Raw genomic sequence first — 20,141 nt, forward strand, 5'->3', positions numbered from 1 at the left:
ACTTTGATCTTTCTAATTATCTAATTATCCAATTATCTTATTAGTTATATTTTGCTGAAATTTCTTTTGCTACTTTTTCAATAACATCTGTAATGTTATCGTCTAGTTTACCTGCTTTAAGCGCATTAAGAGTGTCTTTATGCTTGCTGTTTAGGTATGCTAAGAAATCTGCTTCAAATTCTTTTACTTTATTTACAGGAACGTTTCTTAATAAGTTTTTAGAACCAGCGTAAATAATAGCAACTTGGTTTTCAACTGTATAAGGATCATTTAAACCTTGTTTCAAGATTTCAACGTTTCTTTTTCCTTTTTCAATTACGTTTAAAGTAACAGCATCTAAGTCAGAACCAAATTTAGCAAACGCTTCCAATTCACGGAATTGAGCTTGGTCTAATTTTAAAGTACCTGATACTTTTTTCATTGATTTAATTTGTGCATTACCTCCAACACGAGATACTGAGATACCTACGTTAATAGCAGGACGAACTCCAGAGTTGAACAAATCTCCATCAAGGAAAATCTGACCATCTGTAATCGAAATTACGTTTGTTGGGATATATGCAGAAACGTCACCAGCTTGAGTCTCAATAATTGGTAAAGCAGTTAATGAACCACCACCTTTTACGATAGACTTAATAGAATCTGGTAAATCGTTCATGTTTTTAGCAATTCCATTATCTGCAATTACTTTACAAGCACGCTCTAATAAACGAGAGTGTAAGTAGAAAACGTCTCCAGGATATGCCTCACGTCCCGGTGGTCTTCTTAATAAAAGAGAAACCTCACGGTAAGCAACAGCTTGTTTAGATAAATCATCATACACAATAAGTGCTGGACGACCTGAATCTCTAAAGTATTCTCCAATTGCTGCACCTGCGAAAGGAGCATAAACTTGCATTGGAGCTGGGTCAGAAGCATTTGCAGCAACAATAACTGTATAAGCCATTGCACCTTTTTCTTCTAACATTTTAGCAATTCCTGCTACAGTTGAAGCTTTTTGCCCAATTGCAACATATATACAAAATACAGGTTTTCCTGCATCGTAAAATTCTTTTTGATTTAAGATTGTATCGATACAAACAGTTGATTTACCTGTTTGACGGTCACCAATAACAAGCTCACGTTGTCCACGACCAACTGGGATCATAGCATCAACAGCTTTAATACCTGTTTGCAATGGCTCAGTTACTGGCTGACGGAAGATAACTCCAGGAGCTTTTCTTTCTAAAGGCATTTCATATAATGTTCCACCGATTGGTCCTTTTCCATCAATTGGAAAACCAAGAGTGTTCACTACACGTCCTACCATTTGCTCACCTACTTTAAGAGAAGCAATACGTTGTGTTCTTTTTGCAGTTGATCCTTCTTTGATTCCTGTTGATGGTCCTAAAAGTACCACACCAACATTGTCTTCTTCAAGGTTCAATACAATAGCTTCAAGTCCGTTTTCAAATTCAACTAACTCACCGTATTGTACATTAGATAGCCCGTAAATACGAGCAATACCATCTCCAACTTGAAGTACCGTTCCTACTTCCTCTAGCGTAGCACCAGATTCAAAACCTTCTACTTGCTTTCTTAATATTGCTGAAATTTCAGCAGGTTTGATTTCCGCCATCTTAAATTTATAATTTAGACACTTTTATGTGTAATAAAACTAATTACTTAACTCTCTTTTTAATACTTGTAATCTGTTTGCAACAGATGCATTATATTGCTTATCGCCTATTCTTAAAATAAATCCTCCAATAATTGAAGCATCTACATTATTTTCTATTGTAATTTTTTTATCTGATAATGTTGCAATTTTAGCTAATACTTTAGCTTCTAAAGCAGCATCCATAGGAATTGCTGTTGTAACCGTAGCTACTTCAACACCAATGCTTTCATCAAATAATTTATTGTACTCTAGTGCAATTGCTCCTAGAATTTCGAATCTTTTGTTTTCAAACAATAAATGAAATAACCCTTTAGTTACACCATTTACACTTGCAAAAACTTCTAAAAGAGCACTCTCTTTAACTTCAACTTTTATAGTTGGGCTTTCGATAAAGGTACTCAATTCTTCATTTGCTCCTATTGTTGAAGCAATTGATTTCATGTCGTTATTGACAGCTTCGGCAACACCTTTAGAGTTTGCTAAGTCTAGAATTGCTTTTGCATAACGAATTGCTGCTCTTGTACTTGCCATAATATTAGTTTAGCTTTACGTCATCTAACATTTTCTCAACTAATTTAGTTTGAGATTCTTTGCTAGATAATTCTTCTTTCAATAATTTTTCAGCAATGCTTAATGATAAAGTTGAAACTTGAGATTTCAATTCAGCCATAGCTGCATTTTTTTCATTTTCAATAGCTGCTTTAGCTTGAGCGATCAATTTTTGACCTTGCTCTTGAGCTTCATTTTTAGATTCAGCTATAATTTGCTCTTTCATTTCGCGAGCTTCTTTTAACATCGCATCACGTTCTGCACGAGCTTCTTTTAAGATACGCTCATTATCTGCAGTTAAATTTTGCATTTCTCTACGAGCTGCTTCAGCAGATGCTAAAGCCTCATTGATAGATTCTTCACGGCTTTTTACCGCTCCTAAAATAGGTTTCCAAGCATATTTTGCCAAAAGAATGAAGAAAACAATAAAGATAATTGTTGTCCAAAAAATTAAACTTTCTGGTGAAGTTAATTGCATAACATTATATATTTAAAAATTGTTTGTCTTTTTTAAAAAAACTTCCTGGAGCCAACCGCTACAGGAAGTTTTAAATTTTAATTATGCGTTTGTGATTAACGCAACAACTACTGCGAAAAGAGCAACACCTTCAATAAGTGCAGCAGCAATAATCATAGCAGTCTGAATTTTTCCAGCAGCTTCTGGTTGACGAGCAATAGCGTCCATTGCAGAACCACCAATTTTTCCAATACCAAGACCTGCACCAATTACAGCTAATCCAGCTCCGATTCCAGCTAATACCATAATAATAAATTTATATAGTTAATAATTAATAAAACTCTAATTAATGATGATCGTGCTCTTCAACAGCCTGACCAATAAATAATGCTGAAAGCAATGTAAATACATACGCTTGCAAAGCAGCAACCAACATTTCTAATACGCTCATGAACAATACGAATGCTCCAGCAACTGGTCCGATAGCAATACTTTTGAAAATGAAAATCAAAGAAACTAAACTCAAGATAATAATGTGACCAGCAGTGATGTTTGCAAATAAACGAATCATCAATGCAAATGGCTTAGTAAGCATTCCTATAATTTCTACAGGAATCATAATTGGAGCCAACCACACAGGAACTCCTGGTGTATTAAAAATGTGTCCCCAGTAAGTTTTATTTCCACTTAAAGTTGTAACTACGAAAGTAATAAATGCCATTACAAATGTAAAATAGATATTACCTGTTAAGTTTGAACTAAATGGGAAGAAAGGAATTAATCCGATTAAGTTATTAATCCAAATAAAGAAAAAGATAGTTAAAAGATACGGCATATATTTTGCGTATTTTTTTGGTCCAATGTTTGGAATTGCAATCTCATCTCTAACGTATGTAACTAGTGGCTCTAAAAATCCAGCCAATCCTTTTGGTGCATTTGGGTTTTTCTTGTAAGATCTTGCTACAGCAAAAAATAAGAAGAACAAAACAATTGCCGACATCAACATTGAAAAGACATTCTTTGTGATAGAGAAATCTAAAGGTCTTGCATCAAAAGCAAAAGCTCCAGTGTTTTTCTGATCAGCTGTCATTGTTTCAAATTTATCAGCGTAAAAAATTATCTCTTTATAACGAACTAATTTCTGTCCATTAATATCAACTACATGCTCACCTGAATTATCATGGTGAAATTTTGCAGATGAAAAAATTTCTAATCCATTATTAGTCCACAAAATAATTGGCAGACTCATAGAAATAGGATGACCATCCCAATCAGCGATATGAAAATCATGAGAATCTCCAATGTGCGAATTGATCAATTCGCTAGCATTAAATTCTTTTTCTATTTCGTGACCAACACTTTCTGCGTGACTTTTTCCTTCTGCTACTGCAACGTTTTCGTGTTTAACTGAAACACTGTCAACAGGAGTAGAGGCGAAATTTATCGACGAAGAAAAAGCTAATAAAGTAACTAATAAGTACTGAACTGGTTTATTTGAAAATATCATTATTAAATCTTTATCTAATTTTAGGTTCCAAAAATTTTTTGCAAAGGTACATTTTAAATTGAAAATTGAAAATTTATAGATGTAATTTTTAAAATTACATTTATTTTAGTCAATTTATCTAATAATGAAGCGATTAACTTTTATTTATTAGACGAACGGTGAAATATGTTTCAAAAAGTAAAAATAAAAAATAAGGGATAAAAAACGTACCCAAGTCTATTATTGGGTCTTTTACATGAGCTTTTATTAGCGGAATTAAAAAAATAATGGCTAACATCATTCTAAAAAAACTTGCGCCAAGGAAAGCAAAACCTGTATAAGTTGGGAAATTTTTATTGACAAAAATTAAAAACAGGTAAACTAAAAAAGTAGCCAGAATATTAAATATATAAATACTCCACGCCGAGTAAAAAAAAACTAATTTCTCTGAAAGAGATTGCATAACAAAGTATTGTGTGACAAACAATACAATCGAAAAAGGGGTAAAATACTTAAGAAAATCAATAGTTCTATTCATTATTTATTTAAATTTTTAACTTGTCGCAGGACATTATAAAGTGCTAAGAAAACCGAAAACAAAGACAAAACGATTGTCCATAAAGAACCTCCGTTTGAATATTTTTCATCTAACCAAATACCCAGATAGGAAAATAAAAATATAATTACCCCCATCTGAAATGGAATATTAATAAGCGCTATCCAGCTTTTTTCTTTTTTATGGTGAGAATTTTTACTGTCCATTTGTTTGAAATTAATTTTTAAAAAATTGTCTATTATAAAATTTATGTAAAAAATTGTATATAACCATTTCGTGTTGACGTTGTTTGGTTAAAAAAATTCTATTACAAATCATATGTACATAGCTCAAAATTAAATTATCTATGGTTAAATCGTTTTTCTGCTTGTTTATTATAGATTTAATTTGAGAAACTGGTAATCTGTTTTTTATTGAACGTTCTTTTATTAACTGATAAGCAAAAACTGTTACTTCATTTAGTTCTTTATGAATTAATAAATTTTCTATGTCGACAATATATAATGAAAATTTTTTGTTTATTTCTTTGTTTATTGAACTATCAATACTAAATTCATCTGAAAATTTAGATTTAAGATAATTAAATAACTCTATTCTATTTTTAATTGAAAAATCAAAGTCGTTTAAAAATTCATGAACTGATAATAGTGCAAACAACCATCTATTCTTTTCGGAGATATCTCCTTCAAGTGTTGCTATAAAATTCAACGAACAAATACTATCGTTATTAAAAAGAGTTTCCGTTTCTTCTATTGTTTTAAAACCATATCTCTCAAGCTCTCTTACATACTTATCTGTAGTTGTTTTCCAAATTAGTTGCTCTTTTTCAAAATTAAAAATTGATTTCTTTATATGTTGAATACAATTTAAAATAAACTCACTCTTTTCAAGTAAAAATCTAACTCGAATATGATTTCCATCCTCATCGTTGTATCTTATAAAAAACCATTTCTTTATAAATCCTTTTTTTGTAAGCTTATCAACAAGAGGTACAATAACTCTTTTTAATAACTCTTCTCCTGCCTTCTCTCCGCAATAAAATTTATAATATAGCCAATCATCTCCAATTGAAAATGATCGTTCTACCTCTTCAATTTCTGAAACCTCTAATTCTTTATTAGGATTATTATTTTTTGAAGTTCTAAATGCCGACAGGATAAATTCGTTACAAAAATCACTAGTAACACTCTTTTCTTTAAAGAGAAATTCTTTTAATTGAATATTTCTTTTCCCTTTTATCATAGAATAAAACACTTGACAACTTAATTCATTTTTAAAATTAAAAAGAATTTCATTATCCCCTTCACAAAGATAAACTACTTCAGGTATTTTTTTTTCAAACAAATATGTTTTTAAATTATTACATGTTTCTTTAGATTCTAAATCTAAAAGTAATTTTTTTATATCCTTTTCATTTATATTCCATGTAGCTCTGCTAAAAATTATATTTTTATAACATAGTCGAGGTAAAAAATCAAATTCATTTTGTAAACCACCCCAATCAAAAGCAAATCCAGGACAGTCCTGATTTTGTAAAGCGCATAAAAAACTATATATAGGTAAAGTACTATCTGGAAAATTGTGCGCAGTACTTAAGCGAGGAAGGATTTCTTTATTTAAAGTTTTTGATCTAATATGAAATTTATCATTTTTTATAGATAAATAAAGATCATCAATAGCAATTTGATTTGATATATCTAAAGATGAATTTCCTAGATAAGGTATCTCATAATGACGTTGAAAACTTCGGTACAAAATATTTCCAGTTCTATTTTCTGGCAAATGAACAATTTCTGCCACAATTTTATCAGAGTTTAGATCGGCTTCAATCGCATTAATCTTATCACATAAATCAAAAACATTTTTATTAAGATGGCTAAACCTTCCTATCAAACAATTCGCTGAAGGACCAGATAACGATTTAATATTAATTTTTTCTACTCCACTTTCATTAAAAACATTAATAAAAACTGAAAAAGTATCTGGATAAAATTCCTTGTTTTCATCAAACTTATTTAGATCATCATCTAATAAATTAATTATATAATCATTTTTCTTTGTTGCTTCAATTAGTTTTTTTAATAAAAAATGTTTTTTAGGTCCTAATGAAATCTGATAATTATCACCTCTCATATTAAACATTCTCAAATTATCCAATAAAGGAGCTTCTACAGTAGATGAGACATTATAACTAATTCCTAAATCTGTATCTAACGCCTTTACCAATTGAATTTCTTCATTTTCGAATCTCTTCTGGAATTTTTTCTTAAATTGATTTAGTTCTTCATTTTCATATTTATCTTGTAATTTATTTAAAACAGAAATTCCTGTTTTTAAAGTTTTTATAGTCTTTGTATCTAAAGTGCCTTTATTAATATTTCTAAAAGAATCAACTTGAAACAATTTTGATATATCAATATCGTCATGTAGAAGTTTTAATTTATCAGATAACTCAAGATATTTTAAGGGTTCATTAATGTTTTGATCAAACGAGTTTAACTCTTTTTTAATTTTAATTAACATATCCTTATTTGCAATTCCTCCTTCATTTTGAAATCTATCTTCGGAAAATACTTTTATAAGTCTGTCCAAAAAATCCTGACCTGTCAAAGTAAATTCCAACTCACTTAATATAAACTGATTATCAATTAAAGTATTAATAAAATCAACAGCATCAATATATGGTACGTCATCATTAAGTAGAGTCAAAACTAGCTCCTCATAATCTATACCTTTCTTTGCTTTAACTGCTATTAAATCTAGATATTCTGAAGTTTCGACCTCTGAAATTCTATGAAATATTTTATTTTCTTTATAGTAATATTCTACATATCTGTATTTGTTCGAAATTTTATACATAGAATTATTCGAAAAGAATTTCAATTTACTTAATACACCTTCTTGTTTTAGAAGCTTATTTTTGATCACTCCTAAAAACAACATATCCAACTTAGTAATTCGTTGAATTGAGCTTTTTTCAATATCTATATCTGTTTTTGAATCAATTTTCACAACTGATATAGTTGAAAATAATCCAAAAGGAGTGCTTCTGTTTGATAATCTCGAAGTATATTTATATAGTGCTTTTTTGAGTTTGTCAATATCTTCATTGGAAATATTGGTATTATCCTTCTCGTACATTTCAAAAATATTACAAATATTTGGAGAACCTAAAAACAAAGCTTCTCTGTTTTGGGGAAATGAAAATATATTTTTAATATTTTCCCAATCAATGTTATTTTGTTTTTTAAAAAGTGGTGTTCTTAAAATTACTGTATCTATAAAAGAATAATTTTTCATTATACTGTTTTTTATCTTTATTTTTAGTTAATCAATAAGCATTCATCCCAATTGATTTTTTCTTCAGAAAGTAACGAAATTAATGCCAAACCTATTCCTGAAATGCCTTCTAAAAGGGATATCTCATTTACCCATACTTTTTTTGCCCCATTCCATGTTTTAAAACCTGCAAAACCATCATCAAATATAGCTCTTTCAAAACCCTCTTTAAACCAAAAATCTGCAGCTTCTTTAAATATTTCATTATTAGTTTTAGAATAAATAAATTTAAAAATCTGAAAGACGCCAAATGCACCATGGCATAAACCTGAATCCGTAATATATGTATTCTCAAAAACTCTTCGTTTTGCTGCATGTTTAAAAATATCTAATGAAAAGTTTTTTAGAACTGGATTTTTTAGAACTGAAGATGCATGCCATAGCGAAATTGCAACTCCCAAATCTCCATAACACCAAGCTAATCTTGTATTATTATTTCTAACACCATTTAAATCAATTAGATCTGGAAATAAAGAAGTAGAATTAGCTTCTGGAGAATATGATGAAATAATAAAATTAACATTTTGTTTTAATACATCTTCAACCAAACTTCTAAAAACTCTAAACTTATATAATCTCGAATAAAAATTTATAACACTGCTATTACCATGAGCCAAACTTAAATTATAACCTTCCTTAAATGTTACAGGATTAACTGATTTAAATTTGACTATATCAGTGTTTTCAAACTCACCCATCAAATTAATCTTTTGTATTAACTCTATTAAATAAAGCTTATATCTATGTTTTAATTTTCTATTTTTAGTTCCCGAGTATCTTTTTAAGAAAAATAATCCATAACCAATTGCTCCATGCAATAAATCTATATTTTTATTATCTAAATTATAATCCATATTGTCTTTTAAAAAACCATCTAGATTAGATAATAGTGTATCCCCATAAGATTCTAAAAAGAAATTATCTCTATGAAGATACTCAAAAACCCATCCCAAACCTGCTACACCATAACAATAAGAAAATTGAAAATCTCCTTCGTTAATAATATCAACACTTCTCGATAAGCAATTAAATGCATCATTGTTTTTATCAATAATATTAAAATATTTATTATAGTGATAATAAAATAATGCCAAGCCAGAAAGACCAGATAACAAACCTATTTCATTAATAAGGTGACAATTTTCATCAATATTTTTTTTTATTTCAATTAATTTTAGCTCAATATTTTTTTTTTTCATTTATATGTCTATATTTGATTTACTATTTAATTTAACAAGAAAAATTATGAAAAAAGAAGTTGCAAAAAAAGAAGTTGCAAAAAAATTAGAATTTAAAAAAGAAACTCTTTCTAATTTAGAGATGAAAAAAGTAAACGGTGGAAATGCGCCTGCTGGCGCAACTAACACTATATCATGGTGTTGGGGTGGTTGTGATCATAAATCTTTTACACCTTAACAACTATTAAGCTGTATAGGGGTCTCAAAAGCTCCTATACAACTTTTTAAAATTATTTTGTTTTTTCTATACACAAAAAAATAATTTAAATCTTTTTTGTGTCCTCTTTTACTCCACTTTTAAAATCTGTTGCCATTATACAAGTCGCACTAAAATCGGCTCCTGGTTCTACCGATAATTTTCCTATGGTAACTTCACCGGTAATTTTAGCTGTGGCTTTTACGTTTAAAAGGTCTACAACTTTAATTTTTCCTGTAAATTCTCCCTCGATATCAGCATTTTGACAAATGATATCTCCTTTAACTTTACTTGCTGGGCCAATTACAATTTTTCCTTTTGAAGTAAAATTCCCTATTAATTCACCATCTAATCTAAAATCAGCTAGCGATGTAATATCTCCTGTTATTATAGTTCCTTCAACTATTCTATTTGTTTTTCCTAAGTGCTCTGTGCTAAATTTGGGTGCTTTATTAAACATGATTACGGGGTTTTAGGCGCTAAATAAGCTTCTAAATTTTTATTAATTTGTACTATACTATAATTATCACTTGATATTATTACTGCTGGATATTCTACCAAGTTATATTTTTTATTTTCTTTTAATACTTTAGCAACATCATTTGCATAAACTTCTGATCTTAAACCATGAACAGTAACAAATCCTGAATCTAAATCGTATTTATCGAAAGAAAAAGTAAGCTTTTGGAAATTTTCATCTGCAAAAAACTTTTTAATAATATCTTCAATTGTTTTTCTTGCTTTCTCATCCTGAATACCAATTTTATACAGGATTTTCCAGTTTTTTGTATCTGTTGTAGTAAAAACTCGCTTCTCTAAAAACGGAATTTGATTTGTTAAAATATCTTGAGCTTTTTTTCCTTCTTCACTATTTGGATAATTAGCGGCTACGTTTTCTATTGCTTTTTTATAAGCAACTAATCCTTTTGCTTTACCTAAAGTATTGGCTTTTAATAGCTCATATTTTGATACGATTTCATCTCCGGAATATTGATTAATTAAATTATCAATATTACTTAGGACTTCGCTATACTTTTCTTCCTGAAATAATTTATACCATTTCTGATATTCTTTATCAGGTGCTTTGCTTGCCGATTCTTCATCTAAACCATTGTTATTTATGATTTGTGCATAACGTGAATTTGGATAACGTGAAGAAATCTCATTTTTTACCGCTGCCGCTTTCGCTGGATTTGTTATCTCATAAATTTTGTAGAGATTATACATCGATGGTAAAATCAATTTTTCTTCAGGGTTATTCTGTAATAATTGCTCTAACTTATTGCTAGCCAATTCATACTCTTTGAATTTCTCTTTATAAATAATGCCTAATTGATAATAAGAAAAATTGCGTTCTTTAACAATACTATCTATTGCCGATTTATCTTTTGGAAGTTGTTTTTCGTAAAAATCTGTAGTATACTTTTCAACTATTGCTTCTGTTTTAATAGAATCATTTACAACCACATCCGTCGATTTATCATCATCCGAAGTCATATTTAGTTTATTAGATGGTAATCTCCAGTTACTATTTAAGACTCTATTTCCCCACAATTTTTTAAACTGTAGTTTTCCGTAAGCTACTGTAGATGGGTTATAGAAATAAAAATTGCTGGCAACTTCGTTTCCTGTTGGCGGTGTTGGAATACCACTTTTTTCAGGAGTTCCAGGTACAGCACCCGTTGCCGTTACTGTTTCCAAACCACCTCCACCTGTGTTTAGCGCAATATTAGCCAGTTTCTGTTTTTCTTTTTCTGCGAGAATTCGTTTTGCTTCGTCTTCAGTTTTTATTTTGGCAATATAATCTCTAAAATATTTTACTCTGGCTGAATCTGGTAGTCCAACTACGGTTATAATACTATCATTACGTTTTGCAATACCTTCGTATTTTATTACGTCATCCAAATTTTTTCGCGTTTTCTGGATATAAACATACTCTCTGGTTTTAGGATCCATTTTTACCAAAGTACTATCATAATACTTTGCTGCCATTGTATAACTAGCTTTCTTAAAGTACATATTACCAATGTTTCGATAACTAGATGCTGTTAAATATGGATCTAAAGATTTTCGTTTTAATGAAGAATTATAAAACTCTAATGCCGATTTTTCATTTTTACGCTTATCAAAGAAAACTCCCATTTCATAATAAATCACATCCAGGAATGGTCTATTTTCTCTATCGGCAATTAGTTTATTATATGTTTTAATAAAAACGGTACTATCTCCTGTTTGATAATCAAATAACTGAGCTTTTTTTGAGTAAGCATGTATTACATACTTTCTCTCTGCTCTTCTGTTCATATCAATTACCGATTGATAAAAATAAAGTGCACTATCTCTTTTATGTGTTTCCTGATACAATTGTCCAAGGATGAAACGATATCTAGCTCTTTCAGGATTTCTTTTAGTAAACTCCTCAGCAATTTTAAGTTTTGTAATTGCGCTGTCTTTTTGTTCTAAATTGATAAAAGCTTCTGCTAATAAAGCATTTGCATCAGCATAAACTTGTTTTTTTAATGCAACTCCTTTTATTAATTTATAGATGTTTTTTATAACCAACTCATCATTACCTAAACGCATATTGGTTTTCTCTCGCCAAATTCTCGCGGTGTTAATGTTACTACTTGTTGGATATTTGTATAAAATATAATTAAAAGCATCCAAGGCTGGTAAAAATCTCTGATCATAATAACGAGCCTGACCAAGCATCAGGTACGCTTCATCTATCTGGCTATTTTTTTCCCGACCTCCGATATTCATCGAATGTTTTTGAATAGCTTTGGTGGCTTTGGTCTCAGCAAGTTCAAAATCAGCATTTTTAGATTTTGCTTCATCCGAATTTCCTTCATTGATTTGCATTCTCTCAATAGGCAGTAATTTCCAGAAATTATCTGTATAATTGGCCTCTATAGCTTTCATGCCTTTATCAAAACCTACTTGTCCGTTGTATAATATATTATACTTTGTACTCAAAGCATGAGAATTTCTAGCTAAAAATGTATCTCTTTTGGTAGAACAAGCTATCAAAAGGGAAAAAAATAAGAGCAGAAATATGTATTTAAGTCGAGTGTTTTTCAATGGGAAACATTTTTAACATTTAACATCTAAAAAAGTTTTTTAGTATAATAACTGGTAAAAATACGCTTCTTTTTGAGATATTTATATTTAAACGGCAAAAAACGATTCTAGTTCTTGAAGTGTTTCTCTAGAAGTTTGAATATCTTTCACAATTTCACCTTTATTTAAGGCAACAATTCGGTCGCAAACTTCGACTGTGTGCTGCAAATCATGACTAGAAACTAAAATTGTAACATTCGGATTATCAGCTAGTTCTTTTATTATTTTTTTTAATCGACTTACTGTTGTTGGGTCTAAATTTGCAAATGGTTCGTCTAAAATAATCACTTCGGGGCTACCAATAAGTGTAGCTATAATTCCTACTTTTTTTTGATTTCCTTTAGACAGATCTCGCAGGTATTTTTTGTTTTTTAGAATTTCTCCATTAAAAAATTCCTCATGTTTGAGTAATAATGCATCAACATCGGCCTTATTTTGTCCTCGTAAATCTCCTACAAAATAAAAATACTCTTCGGGAGTTAAATATCCTATTAAAAAGCTTTCATCTAAAAATGAACCTGTAAAAGTTTTCCAACTTTCGTCATTATTTACCTGAATAGAATTTGTTGTGATATTTCCTGTAGAGGGATGAATTAAATCTAATAACAAACTAAAAAAAGTAGTTTTTCCCGCACCATTATTCCCTACTAACCCGAAACTTTGCCCTTTTGGAATTTCAAGATTATCGATTTTTAAAACTGTTGTTCCGTTATATGTCTTTGAAAGTTTATTTACTTGTATCATTTTTTAATGTTTAATTGTTGATCTGGTTAATTGTTAATTTGATGTTTTTTTGATTATTGGTCAGATAAAAATTATCAAATTGACACATTTTATAATTACTCTAGTTCTTTTGTTTATAAGCATTTATGGTAGAATATTTTTCGATTTTATATCTTTTTTCAATTAGTAAAAAGACTTTATCCTTAAAAGCAAAACCTATTATTCCTGCCAAAGCAACTAAGGCTAACCCGATATTTGGATTCCCGAGCCAAAGACCAATCCAGTACAATCCCAATGGTAGCAGCATTTTAGGTAAGGTAAGCAACATCGCATTTACATTAAAAGCTTTTTTGTCTCCAAATGCTCCACTTGTAGATGTTAAATCAATTGGTGTTTTTGTAAATGCTCCTCCTAAGAGTACTAAATGTGAATTAACACCAATATTATAAATAGCTCCAACAACAATTGTGAGATACACTTTCCATCCAAAATAAAGATAAAATGAAGCAATAATCGTCGATATAATAGTTGCAATAACGATTAACCACCATTTAGATGTGATATAGCCTTTATACGGTATATTTTGCGTCATCATAAGTTGATAATATGAACTGTCCCAACTTGGTACAAATTGTCCGAAAGTAAAAAGGAATCCTCCTGATACAAAAATACCTGCCAAAATTTGCATTACTGGTGGCTGGTGCGTACTTGCATTAAAAAACAGTAATCCATAAAGCAAAAAGAAAAAACTCATAATAATAGTCATCTTAGATCTTTTGTTTCTCTTTATCAATTTAATATCATTTTTTAGAAACGTACCTAAAGTCCCGAATTGATTAAGCCACGTTAAATTTTCGGTTGTAGCAATATCGTGTTTATCCGAAAGTCCTGCATCGAGATATAAATTGCTTTTAAAATAATTAAAACTTACGTAATAAAGCCCTGCCAGAATTAAAACCGGAACAAGAAATAGTCCTTTTATGCTATAAAAACCATCAAAAAGTAAAACAGCATAATTTGTAATATCAAAAAAACCATAATACTGTAAGCATGCCAAAAGAACGATTATTCCAAGAAAAACAGCAAACAATTTGTCGATATTACTCAGTAAAATGTTCAGAAAATTATTAATATAAATTAATGCTATTATAGCTAAAAGCCAGAATAATACGCTTACAACATCATACCCTTCTATTAATAATACCGTTGCAAAAGGAATAAAAAAGAAGGCATGAATAATATTAAAAAACGACAAAGCTGTTTTACCTAGTGAAAAATGTACAATAGTTTTCTTTTGAATTGCTAGCGTTAATAATGGTCTTATATTAAGTACTGGAATGGCTTGCATTAAAAGTCGAATCACCAAATCGAATAAAAAATAATAAATAAGGAATTTATTTATGGTTAATAACGGATCAAGATTCATCTCTTTAAGAACATAAAAAACACCTGCTCCTGCCGCAATAAAAATGAGTGCAAAATAAATGGCTAGGAAACCTATTACGATCTTTAATGCGACATTAGCACCAAATGATGCCGACCTTGAAAAGGATTTCCATTCGAGATAAATAAACTTTTTAATCATTTTTTTGGTTTAGTTTGATACGTAAGTATGTAAATGTAGGAAAACGTTACAAACAATGTAAAATATTACTCTTTAATACCAATCATTTAATAGCTGTTTGCTACTTTTGCAAAAAAATAATATCATGCCTTCATTCCTAAAACTAATAATAAAAGAAGTAAAACGTGAAACTGCATCTGCTGTTTCGATACTTTTTAATGTTCCTGAAGAATTAAAATCTAACTATACTTTTATTGCAGGACAATATATCAACTTACGATTAACACTAGATAATAAAGAGCTTCGTCGTGCTTATTCTATTTGTTCATCTCCAGAAAGTGGTGAGTTACGCATTGCTGTAAAAGCTGTAAAAAACGGTGTTTTTTCGCAATTTGCAACTACAAGACTTAAAGCGGGTGATGTACTAGAAGTAGGTAAACCTGAAGGTAAATTTACATTTGAGCCTGAACCAGAAAGACAAAAGAACTATGCAGCATTTGTTGCCGGAAGCGGAATAACTCCTGTACTCTCTATACTAAAATCGGTTTTAAAAAGCGAACCAAAAAGCTCATTTGTATTGGTTTATGGAAACAAAACTGTCGAAGACACTATTTTTCATCAAGAATTACACGATTTACAATTACAATATGTAGGACGCTTATTTGTGCATTATGTTTTTAGTCAAGCTAAAGTAGAAAATGCTTTGTTTGGTCGAATTGATAAATCGGCAGTAAATTTTGTGTTGAACAACAAGCATAAAGAATTACAATTTGATAAATTCTATTTATGTGGTCCTGAAGAAATGATTAATACCGTTTCGGGAATCTTAAAAGAGAAAAACGTAAAAGAATCTGCTATAAAATTTGAGTTGTTCACTTCTTCTACACAAGAAAATAAAATCGATACTTCATTAGAAGGACATTCAAAAATCACGGTTCTTGTTGATGATGAAGAAGTTTCTTTCGAAATGTCTCAAAAACAAACTATTCTTGATGCAGCTTTAAAACAAGGAATCGATGCTCCTTATTCTTGCCAAGGCGGAATTTGCAGCAGCTGTCTTGCTCGTGTAACTTCGGGTACTGCAGAGATGAAAAAGAACTCAATCCTAACCGATAAAGAAATCGCAGACGGATTAATTCTTACTTGTCAGGCACATCCTACCTCTGAGTCTATTTATGTAGATTACGACGACGTATAAAAGATTAAATTCCAAATAAAAAAAATCCAAACTCCAACTTTATAATTGGGATTTGGATTTTTTTTTGTTTTATAATTATGTTTACAATCATTGTCTTGATGAAAATCTTTGTCTAGAGCTGAAATTACAATAAAAACAAATTTTTATTAAAATATTGCCAAATTTTCATTATTTTAGTGGTGTTATTAAAGTAATCGCAACCTCATGTTTTTACATGATTTGTAGAGCTAAATCAAATTTGTCAACACGTTTAAATATTAAATATTATGACAATACATCACTTCCTTCGTTTATCATTTGTAGCAATTTTTGTAATAACAGCTCTTTTTTGTATCTACTTTATAATTAAAAAACACCGAAATAAAAAAGGTCCCAAGTTACTTACTGAAGAAAAATATAGCTCAACAATGCTTGGCAAAATGACTGAAATAACAGTTTCTGACAATATCTTTAATATTTGGCCTTACGTAAGCAAATTAAAAAGTGCTAAAGTACTATCGCACAAAATTAAAGAATCGCAATTGGTGCATAAAGTTTATAGAAATTCAACCGAAGATTTTGAACACATTTTGCTACCTACAGAAAAAGAAAATCATTTTGTTATAATTGTTGCTGATAGAAACAAAAAGAAAACAATTGGGTATTTTCTCCATGATTTAAATGGATTATATGCTTAACTGTATTTTTTGAACAATTTCATTTGGAGAAATACTTCTCATCGCATCCTCATACCCTTCAACGATTTTGTTTCCGTAAACCGATGTTGGTAATAAAGGATATTTAGTTCTGTCTGCTGTCAGTGCGTCTTCTAGTTTCTGATTAAATGGTAAGAATCCTGCGTATGGATGTGTTGCTCCCCAAAGTGTAATTACTTTTACACCTAGCATTGCTGCAATATGACCATTTCCTGAGTCCATAGAAAGCATTACATCAAGATTGCTAATAAGTTGTAGTTCTTGCTGAAACTTGATTTTTCCAGCCATATTAACAACGTTTTCATACGGTTTAGAAAGTGAATCCAAAATTTCAATTTCTTTTTTTCCTCCTCCAAAAAGTAAGATGGTATGGTTTTTATTTTCTGCTAGTTTTGTTATTACTTCCTGCATTAAATCCAACGGATATACCTTAGAATCGTATTGTGCAAAAGGTGCAATTCCTATTAATCTTTGATACTTATTTCCGATTAAATCAACTATTTCCTGACTTAAAGTTGGTTTTGTAGGGAAAACGGGATTTGATAAATCCAATGAAAATCCTAGTTCTTCAAACACTTTTTTGTGGCGTTCAAACATAGTAGGCAATGGCTTGAAGATTTTATTCTCAGCTCGCATCAATGCCTTTTTCTCTTCTCGGGCTTTATCAACAAATGCAGTTTTTTTTCCGCTTAAAGCGAAAAAAGTACGAACAACTTTAGAGCGTAAAACGTTGTGCAAATCGGCAAAAGCATCGATATGTAGCTTTTTTAAATCTTTGTATAAACGTACTAATCCCAAAAATCCTTTATGACGTTCTTTATCATCAAAAACAAAGAAAGTCAGATTCGGAATTCCATCAAAAAATGGTTTAAAGAATGGGCGCGAAATTACCGTTAATTTTACCTCAGGATACTGTTTTACAAAAGCGCGTAAAACAGGAACCGTCATGGCAACATCTCCCATTGCGGAGAGTCTCATGACGGCTATATGCTTAATTTTATTGGACAATTCTGCCAATTATTTTTTATTTTGGTATAAAACAGGATTCAAATCATCATCGTTGTACATTTTCATTTGTTTGTACACTTTCATGAATTTATCTCCATTTCCGATGTCTGTTAACAAATCATCAATTGCTGTAGACAAATCGCTTCTTTGCTCTAAAAGAATATTTAATTTTTCCTGACATTTATCTCTATGTTCCTGAGTAGCTTCTGCACGAGTAGCTTCCTCATTCATATGATAAATTTTTAAAGCCAAAATAGATAATCTATCAAATGCCCATGCTGGGCTTTCTGAGTTGATTTTTGCACCGTCTTTTACTTTTACATTACTGTATTTTTGTAAAAAATAACTATCGATATATTCCACCATATCAGTACGTTCCTGATTAGATGCATCAATCCTTCTTTTTAAAGTAAGTGCAGCAACTGGGTCAATATTCGGGTCACGAATAATATCTTCAAAATGCCATTGTACGGTATCAATCCAGTTTTTTAAATATAATAAATGTTCAAATTTATCTTTAGGATATGGATTGTTTATTGGCTGATCAACATTATCAAATTTATGATAATCTTTGATGCTTTGTTCGAATACAGAATATGCTAATTTTGAAAACATGTCTTTAAATTTTATAGATACAAAGATACTTTTTATACTTTTATAAAAAAATATCAAATCATAAATCTATTTATAACAAATTAGGTTTTAAAATAAATTTAAAAATACCATCATGCAGATTCATTATTTATCCGAAAATAACAGCGTATTAAACCATTTTTTAGGTCAGATACGAAATATAAAAGTTCAAAACGACAGCATGCGTTTTCGAAGAAATATTGAGCGGATTGGTGAAATTATGGCATATGAGATAAGTAAAGACCTATCTTATAAAAACGTAGAAATCGAAACACCTCTTGGTACCAAAAGTACTACCGAAATAGATGATAAACTTATTTTATGTTCTATTTTACGTGCTGGTTTACCTTTACATATTGGTTTTTTAAACTACTTTGATGAAGCTGAAAATGGTTTTGTTTCGGCATGTAGACATCATCCTAATAATGATGCTGAATTTGTTATTTTGGTCGAATATCAAGCCTTATCTAGTATCAATAATAAAACCGTTTTATTAATCGATCCAATGCTCGCAACAGGTCAATCGATTGTTGCTGTATATGAGAAACTAATACAAAATGGTGCACCAAAAGAAATGCATCTAGCTGTTGTTATTGCTGCTCCAGAAGGTGTTGCTTATCTAGAAAAACACTTGCCAGATTCTTGTCATTTATGGATTGCTGCCTTGGATAGTAACTTAAATGAGAAAAATTATATCGTTCCTGGATTGGGCGATGCAGGTGACTTAGCTTATGGTAATAAACTATAATTGAGAGAAAAAAGTAAATAAACTACACAAAATCAAGACTCCATAAACAATTTCGTTATTTAGTTTGTTTTGTGAAAACTCAATATGGCTTGATCCCATAATAGCCAAAGGTGCTACTGTAAACAATAACAAATCGTTGCTTTTATTAGGAGATATTAAAAATACAATTATCCCTATAAAGAAATAGGCAACGATTTTTTTGTATGAAGAATGCAATAATAATGGTCTGTTTGATAATGTTAATAACAGCGAAACCACAAAAAATAACGCAACTGCTACATAAATTGATAGCGCTCCATTTTGGTAATTATTCGTAAAATAATTAATCCTAAAATCAAGCGTTGCACGGTTTTGAAAAAATGTAATTACATCTATATTAAACATTAATGATACTAATAGAAAAAGTGTAGCTATAGTAAAAAGAGCTATAAATGGTAAAATCCAGTTTCTATAATCGCCTGCAACGTGAAAAATTATTGATATAAATACCAATATAAGAAATAAAATACACCAAAACTGGAACAATGAAGCCAATAGAATCCATAATGAGGCATCAAATATTTTTTCTTTAGATGATTTTAAAGATTGTAATGATAACAATCGACGAAGCGCTAATAACACAAAGAAATTGGCAAGTAATACATTAGGATTATTTAGTGCCGACGGAAAAAATAAGGATAACAATAAATAAAAGAATATCGTGTAACCATTGTCTTTACTAAGTCCGTTTTTCTTGACAACAAAGTTGGTTATCAACATTGATCCTAATACAACTATCAATAAACTTATTTTTTCTGAAACTGAAATAAGCGATTTTACCCAAGAAATTTCTTGAAATTGATAGATGAAAAAGAAAACCAGCATTAAAATTACGACCAATGAATAATTTAATGGTGTAGATTTTTTAAAAACACTTGTTATCATAAGGATATTTTATACTTTTGTGACTGTAAATATAATACTTGTTTAAA

At 30.0% G+C, this 20,141-nt stretch carries 19 protein-coding genes; 4 read left to right on the forward strand and 15 right to left on the reverse strand.

Annotated features, from left to right (window positions below):
* Window positions 1-40: 40 nt before the first annotated feature.
* The 8 genes from atpA to SHI72_RS11540 form a co-directional block, all read right to left on the reverse strand.
* On the reverse strand, window positions 41-1,618 hold the full coding sequence (atpA, locus tag SHI72_RS11505; RefSeq protein WP_035620159.1) for a F0F1 ATP synthase subunit alpha: 1,578 nt from the start codon (window positions 1,616-1,618) through the stop codon (window positions 41-43).
* 39 nt (window positions 1,619-1,657) lie between these two features.
* Entirely contained in the window at window positions 1,658-2,191 is a 534-nt protein-coding gene (gene atpH / locus SHI72_RS11510; protein ID WP_039113325.1) for an ATP synthase F1 subunit delta, read from the reverse strand.
* Window positions 2,192-2,195: 4 nt separating this feature from the next.
* Window positions 2,196-2,687 (reverse strand): F0F1 ATP synthase subunit B, encoded by a 492-nt coding sequence (locus SHI72_RS11515; RefSeq protein ID WP_039113324.1) that lies wholly within the window; start codon window positions 2,685-2,687, stop codon window positions 2,196-2,198.
* 81 nt (window positions 2,688-2,768) lie between these two features.
* Complete coding sequence (atpE, locus tag SHI72_RS11520) at window positions 2,769-2,972, reverse strand: ATP synthase F0 subunit C (protein ID WP_039113322.1); 204 nt, start codon at window positions 2,970-2,972, stop codon at window positions 2,769-2,771.
* Window positions 2,973-3,012: 40 nt separating this feature from the next.
* The gene (gene atpB, locus SHI72_RS11525; RefSeq protein ID WP_082001804.1) at window positions 3,013-4,173 is read right to left on the reverse strand and encodes a F0F1 ATP synthase subunit A; all 1,161 of its coding nucleotides are present in this window, start codon (window positions 4,171-4,173) and stop codon (window positions 3,013-3,015) included.
* 516 nt (window positions 4,174-4,689) lie between these two features.
* Window positions 4,690-4,914, reverse strand: coding sequence for an AtpZ/AtpI family protein (locus SHI72_RS11530; protein WP_323490038.1), 225 nt, complete (start codon window positions 4,912-4,914; stop codon window positions 4,690-4,692).
* Between the two features lie 10 nt (window positions 4,915-4,924).
* A complete protein-coding gene (locus SHI72_RS11535; RefSeq protein WP_323490039.1) occupies window positions 4,925-8,008 on the reverse strand; it encodes a lantibiotic dehydratase in 3,084 nt (1,027 codons plus the stop codon).
* A 23-nt stretch (window positions 8,009-8,031) separates the two neighbouring features.
* The gene (locus SHI72_RS11540) at window positions 8,032-9,246 is read right to left on the reverse strand and encodes a lanthionine synthetase C family protein (protein ID WP_039118606.1); all 1,215 of its coding nucleotides are present in this window, start codon (window positions 9,244-9,246) and stop codon (window positions 8,032-8,034) included.
* 46 nt (window positions 9,247-9,292) lie between these two features.
* On the opposite strand from SHI72_RS11540, the gene SHI72_RS11545 reads away from it, so the two are divergent.
* Window positions 9,293-9,463, forward strand: a complete 171-nt coding sequence (locus tag SHI72_RS11545) for a hypothetical protein (RefSeq protein ID WP_165572301.1) — start codon at window positions 9,293-9,295, stop codon at window positions 9,461-9,463.
* An 85-nt stretch (window positions 9,464-9,548) separates the two neighbouring features.
* Here the strand turns inward: SHI72_RS11545 and SHI72_RS11550 are convergent, their stop codons facing one another.
* From SHI72_RS11550 to SHI72_RS11565, 4 genes are all read right to left on the reverse strand, one after another.
* The gene (locus tag SHI72_RS11550; protein ID WP_039118608.1) at window positions 9,549-9,941 is read right to left on the reverse strand and encodes a bactofilin family protein; all 393 of its coding nucleotides are present in this window, start codon (window positions 9,939-9,941) and stop codon (window positions 9,549-9,551) included.
* A 2-nt stretch (window positions 9,942-9,943) separates the two neighbouring features.
* Complete coding sequence (locus SHI72_RS11555; RefSeq protein ID WP_416348474.1) at window positions 9,944-12,562, reverse strand: tetratricopeptide repeat protein; 2,619 nt, start codon at window positions 12,560-12,562, stop codon at window positions 9,944-9,946.
* 87 nt (window positions 12,563-12,649) lie between these two features.
* Complete coding sequence (locus tag SHI72_RS11560; protein WP_323490041.1) at window positions 12,650-13,345, reverse strand: ABC transporter ATP-binding protein; 696 nt, start codon at window positions 13,343-13,345, stop codon at window positions 12,650-12,652.
* A 100-nt stretch (window positions 13,346-13,445) separates the two neighbouring features.
* Window positions 13,446-14,909, reverse strand: a complete 1,464-nt coding sequence (locus tag SHI72_RS11565) for a DUF5687 family protein (protein ID WP_323490042.1) — start codon at window positions 14,907-14,909, stop codon at window positions 13,446-13,448.
* A gap of 124 nt (window positions 14,910-15,033) precedes the next feature.
* Between SHI72_RS11565 and SHI72_RS11570 the strand changes: the two genes are divergently transcribed.
* Both SHI72_RS11570 and SHI72_RS11575 read left to right on the forward strand, forming a co-directional pair.
* Window positions 15,034-16,086 carry a ferredoxin--NADP reductase gene (locus SHI72_RS11570; protein WP_323490043.1) on the forward strand — a complete coding sequence of 351 codons (1,053 nt, stop codon included), beginning with the start codon at window positions 15,034-15,036 and terminating at the stop codon, window positions 16,084-16,086.
* Window positions 16,087-16,352: 266 nt separating this feature from the next.
* The gene (locus SHI72_RS11575) at window positions 16,353-16,763 is read left to right on the forward strand and encodes a hypothetical protein (RefSeq protein ID WP_323490044.1); all 411 of its coding nucleotides are present in this window, start codon (window positions 16,353-16,355) and stop codon (window positions 16,761-16,763) included.
* Here the strand turns inward: SHI72_RS11575 and SHI72_RS11580 are convergent.
* Window positions 16,752-17,759, reverse strand: a complete 1,008-nt coding sequence (locus tag SHI72_RS11580; protein WP_323490045.1) for a glycosyltransferase family 9 protein — start codon at window positions 17,757-17,759, stop codon at window positions 16,752-16,754. The two genes, SHI72_RS11575 and SHI72_RS11580, sit on opposite strands and share 12 nt — an antisense overlap.
* A gap of 39 nt (window positions 17,760-17,798) precedes the next feature.
* The gene (locus SHI72_RS11585) at window positions 17,799-18,404 is read right to left on the reverse strand and encodes a DUF4254 domain-containing protein (protein WP_323490046.1); all 606 of its coding nucleotides are present in this window, start codon (window positions 18,402-18,404) and stop codon (window positions 17,799-17,801) included.
* A gap of 112 nt (window positions 18,405-18,516) precedes the next feature.
* Between SHI72_RS11585 and upp the strand changes: the two genes are divergently transcribed.
* Window positions 18,517-19,170, forward strand: a complete 654-nt coding sequence (gene upp / locus SHI72_RS11590) for a uracil phosphoribosyltransferase (protein WP_039118612.1) — start codon at window positions 18,517-18,519, stop codon at window positions 19,168-19,170.
* Here upp and SHI72_RS11595 read toward each other — a convergent pair.
* Window positions 19,165-20,094 carry a DUF6427 family protein gene (locus tag SHI72_RS11595; RefSeq protein WP_323490047.1) on the reverse strand — a complete coding sequence of 310 codons (930 nt, stop codon included), beginning with the start codon at window positions 20,092-20,094 and terminating at the stop codon, window positions 19,165-19,167. The genes upp and SHI72_RS11595 overlap by 6 nt on opposite strands.
* Window positions 20,095-20,141: the final 47 nt, after the last annotated feature.

The organism is Flavobacterium sp. PL02, from assembly GCF_035013205.1.
Lineage (GTDB): Bacteria > Bacteroidota > Bacteroidia > Flavobacteriales > Flavobacteriaceae > Flavobacterium.